The sequence below is a fragment of the Mesotoga infera genome (assembly GCA_011045915.1).
Taxonomy (GTDB): Bacteria; Thermotogota; Thermotogae; order Petrotogales; family Kosmotogaceae; genus Mesotoga; species Mesotoga infera_D.
In genome coordinates, this window is sequence record DSBT01000386.1 from 1 (window position 1) to 4,552 (window position 4,552).

The 4,552-nt window shown below is 43.5% G+C and carries 3 protein-coding genes; 2 read left to right on the forward strand and 1 reads right to left on the reverse strand.

Features of this window, described 5'->3' with window-relative positions; genetic code table 11:
• Positions 1–116 precede the first annotated feature (116 nt).
• Entirely contained in the window at positions 117–425 is a 309-nt protein-coding gene (locus tag ENN47_12490) for a hypothetical protein (GenBank protein HDP78966.1), read from the reverse strand.
• 768 nt (positions 426–1,193) lie between these two features.
• On the opposite strand from ENN47_12490, the gene ENN47_12495 reads away from it, so the two are divergent.
• Together ENN47_12495 and ENN47_12500 are read left to right on the forward strand one after the other, a co-directional pair.
• Positions 1,194–3,263 carry a RecQ family ATP-dependent DNA helicase gene (locus ENN47_12495; GenBank protein ID HDP78967.1) on the forward strand — a complete coding sequence of 690 codons (2,070 nt, stop codon included), beginning with the start codon at positions 1,194–1,196 and terminating at the stop codon, positions 3,261–3,263.
• Complete coding sequence (locus tag ENN47_12500) at positions 3,244–4,266, forward strand: DNA-processing protein DprA (protein ID HDP78968.1); 1,023 nt, start codon at positions 3,244–3,246, stop codon at positions 4,264–4,266. Before ENN47_12495 ends, ENN47_12500 begins: the two co-directional genes overlap by 20 nt.
• The last annotated feature ends 286 nt before the right edge of the window (positions 4,267–4,552 follow it).

Sequence of the window (4,552 nt, forward strand, 5' to 3'; positions counted from 1 at the left end):
AAGAGCCTGTGATTCCATTTACGCTTACTTATCCCCGCTCTTTAGACATTAGAGAACCAATCGGGACCCGCATCAATTGATTGCCATGAAGTCTTTCAAGTTTATGATAACGGCCGTCAGTCTTGCCTATCTGATTTGTCGCTGTCATCTTGTCTAGACGAACTTTCGGCCAACTTCTCACTCTCTTTCCTCAGACGCTTTGCCTTCGCTTTTGCTTTCTTTGCGCTCTTTTCTTTTACCTTTTCGTACATGTCTCTTATCCAGACATCGACGGGCGCCTTCCACTTCTCCGCTTTGTTGGGTATATTCTTTATCATGGTCCTTGGATTTATCCCCAGTTCCTTCGCCATTCGTACCGTTTCATCACCGACTCTGCACTTCTTCTTGACTTCCTTCCATTCTTCTTCTCTTTTCTTGTTGGCCATAATTGCCTCCTGGGGGAGTTCTTAGATCAAGAATCGGACAATAATCTTTCTTGGTGGAACTAACCGTAAGCATGATCTGCATTATGAAATGTTCGTCGTCCTGGTTCTTCAAAAAAGCATTTTCGATTTACGGCATGTAAGAGCAATTTCATTGACTGACAACGGTAGTCTAGCACATGAAACTTCGAGAAGTTATAGCACCCGAAAAGACGCTCTCATAGTGCCATTTCCAATACGCGATGTGAATCTGGACCAACATGAATCCAAGTGAGAAGAGGTCACAGACTCGAAAAAATCTGAAAAAGCGGTTTCCAAATGAACAGAAACAACATTGGGAGGATTATTCAATTTTCTGAGTAACCCAGTTTTTGCAAGCCTTTCTTTGCTTCCTGATGAATGGTATTGATTTATTAATGCAATCTTTGTACACTAAGAATGTATGGTGAAAAACTGACTAATGTGATGGATTTTGCAACGATCGTTCGGAATTTATATATCCATCTATTTTAAAGCTCATTTCATAATACCCTGAGTCTCTTGAACCGTTATCTAAACTTCTGCAAGGCTCTTGGCGTTGTTTTCTTGGAGCTGCTGATTGATATAGTTAGGCCTGGTTCTTTGGAGCTCCTGAGCTGGGCATGCGCTGTAGATATTGAGGCGGCTATATAGTCGCCCATTGTCATTAGCTGAAAAACTTTTACTTGATTTGTCATAACGAGTTCAGTGAGTGGTAGTTCCATGTAGCAAATCTATTCTCGGAGGTAACAGATGGTAGAAAAGCAAGAAGCTCAGCAAATTCTGGAGAAAATGCTAGGAAAAGGGGTGTCATTTAGACCCGATCAGTGGGAGGCAGTAGACGCAGTTGTTAACGAACATCGTAAGGTTCTTCTTGTTCAGAAAACCGGCTGGGGAAAGAGCATAGTTTACTTTCTGTGTGCATATTTTCTGAGGAAAGAGTCAAAGGCTTTAGTATTGCTGGTAAGCCCATTATTATCATTGATGAGAAATCAGATCGACATGGCCAGGAGAATCGGAATCATAGCGGAGACTGTAAACAGTACAAACCCTGCTGAATGGGAAGAGATCCTAGAAAGGACAAAGAACAATGAAGTCGATATACTCCTAATTTCGCCAGAGAGACTTGGGAATAAGGGGTTTCTTGAGAGATTCGTCTCGCTCAACATAGGTCTCCTTGTAGTCGATGAAGTACACTGCATATCGGATTGGGGTCATGACTTCAGGCCGGATTATCGAAGAATTGTGCGCATAGTCTCAAATCTTCCGAAGGGTGCTCCATTGTTAGGAACAACTGCTACTGCCAATAACAGAGTAGTGAGAGACATTGAAGAGCAGTTTGGCAAAGATCTTCTTACCATTAGAGGTCCACTGAAGCGAGAAAGCTTGAAGCTTCAGGCAGTGAAACTTGCAGATCAGTCTGAAAGGCTTGCCTGGCTGGCTGAGAACTTACCCAACATTCCTGGGTCAGGAATTATCTATTGTTTGACGAAGATTGACTGTGAAAGAGTCGCCAGATGGCTCAAAGATAACAGTATAAACGCATCTTCATATCATGCGCAAATGAATAACGAAAGAAAAGAAGAGCTGGAAAAACTTCTGATGAAAAACGAGGTAAAAGCTCTGGTTAGTACGGTAGCTTTGGGTATGGGATACGACAAACCGGACATTGGATTTGTAATTCATTTTCAGACTCCGTCTTCGATAGTATCCTACTACCAGCAAATCGGGAGGGCAGGAAGATCAGTAGATTCTGCAGAAGTTATTCTTCTAGGGGGTAAGGAAGACGATGATATTCACTACTACTTCTTTGAAAGTGCTTTTCCTGAAAGGTCGATCATTGAAGCGCTCGTAGAACTGATTGGGCAATTTCCAAGAAGCAAAGTCGAGATAATGAGATCAGTAAACGCCAAATTGTCGGAAATCGATAAGTGTCTTAAGATTCTGGAAATTGATGGTGTCATTACGAAGAATGGCTCCAAATACATTAGAACTGTAAACAAGTGGAGCCCTGAAAGTGAAAGGTGGAAGAGAATTACTCACCAGAGAATTCAAGAGTACAATGACGTGAAGGCGTTGTTCGATATGAAAGGATGCCTTATGAAATATGTCGTTAGTAAGCTTGACGATAATCTCAGCGAAGATTGCGGCAAGTGTTGCAATTGTGCGGGGGATTTTCGATCCAGGGTTGCAAACCCTCAGCTGGTCCAGAAAGCCGCAAAGTTTCTTAAGAATAGATTTGTGAGAATCGAGCCAAGGAAAAGGTTCCCTCATCGATTTGAAAACATGATACAAATACCGGAGCACTTCAGATGTGAGGTTGGTTATTCGTTGAGCATTTATGGCGATGCAGGTTGGGGTAGAATGGTTAAGGAGGACAAATACGAAAGGGGTAGTTTTCGGAGTGATTTGGTGGCCGCTTCTAAGAATCTTATTACCGATTACTGGTCGCCCAAGCCTTTTCCGGAAATCGTTGTGTCTGTGCCATCTCTCAGACGCCCCTATCTGGTCTCTAGATTTGCGGGGGCCTTGGCCAGAGAGATCGGGCTGAGTTACATGGCGGATTGTGTAGTGAAGAAAAAGGAAACTCAGGAGCAAAAAGCCATGAAAAACTCATCCATGCAATTTGAAAATGTGATCTCCGCTTTTGATGTTTCTCTTGACCTTGGTGGAAAAAGAGTCCTTCTTGTTGACGACCTGGTCGATTCGAGATGGACATTTACAGTAATAGCTTATCTGTTGAAAAAGAAAAACGCCGGTGAAATTTATCCCTTTGCTCTATCAGCTTCGTGGGAAGGTGGTTATGATGACGACGAGTCATGATTACATATCTGACAGGCATTCGATAATGCTCCTTACAATTAGATTTGATGCCGAGCGGAACAATGTTCTAAAACCTCTCAACTTGAAGAACTTCAACAACCTTGCAAGGCGCATAGCCTCTTCCGCGGTTTCGAGGCCTTCCAAACTTCTGGAACTTAGTGAAGCAGAGATCTGCGAACAGCTTGAGATAGACGAAAAATCTGCAAAGCAGATAGCCGACCTTTTGAGCAGGAAGCACTCTCTAGCTATTGAGCTGGCAAATCTCGAAGAAAAAGGCATTCGCGCAATTTCGCGTGCAGAACCGGAGTATCCCCGCAAACTCCTGGAAAAGCTTAAGCATCTTGCTCCACCTTTGATCTTCTACGCGGGAGACCTTTCAATACTAGACAACAAAGCGATTTCAATCGTAGGCTCCAGAAAACCCTCTCAATCTTTGCTTGATCAAGCTCATCTCCTGGGAGAAAAGTGTGCCGGCTCAGGTGTAACAGTAGTTTCCGGTGCCGCCAAGGGAGTTGACATGCACGCTATGATGGGATCGCTTCAAAATGGAGGTCTTGCTGCCGGTGTTGTGGCAGATTCTCTCAGGAGTTTTATAAGAAAGGATGAAATCTCCAGATTCGTTAGAGATGGTCGTCTCGCGTTGCTATCGGCCTTTCCTCCCTGGGAAAAATTCACTGTCTGGAAGGCCATGGATAGAAACAAATACATCTATTCGCTTTCCGATTTCGGAGTAGTAGTGCGAAGTGATCTGGAAAAGGGCGGGACATGGGCAGGGGCTACAGAATGCATTGAAAAGAATTACTGCCCACTGTTTGTGCTTGACCTTGGTAAGGAAGAAAGAGGAAACGCAAAGCTAATTGAAATGAGAGGGATTCCTTTTGAGATTAATGAGGTCTCTCGGGAGCCCAATATTTACCGACTCTTGTCCGGCATGATCGAAAGAAACAGTGAAGAGGAGCCGTTTGGTGGTCAAGATGTGAAACAGCTTCCGCTGTGGTTCTGAGAACCTCCTATTTTGGTCATATCATTAATTGAATTCCTGTGACCTCGCTTCATACTCTGGACTCTTGTAGCATGCTACTTCCAAGAGTTCGACATCTTGTGAGCAAAACGTATGAGTTCATTGTTCTAATAGTGTTATACAGCTTGTGAAGATTGTGAGCGTGTAAGTAGGTGTTCAACTTGATTTCGAAGCAGATATGAGGCGCTTCAACTTTGAGCTCGGAAAGGATTTCTCGCTGTTAAATGGCGGTTTCTTGGTCTTGTATACTTCGTTTTTGTCCGCAGAA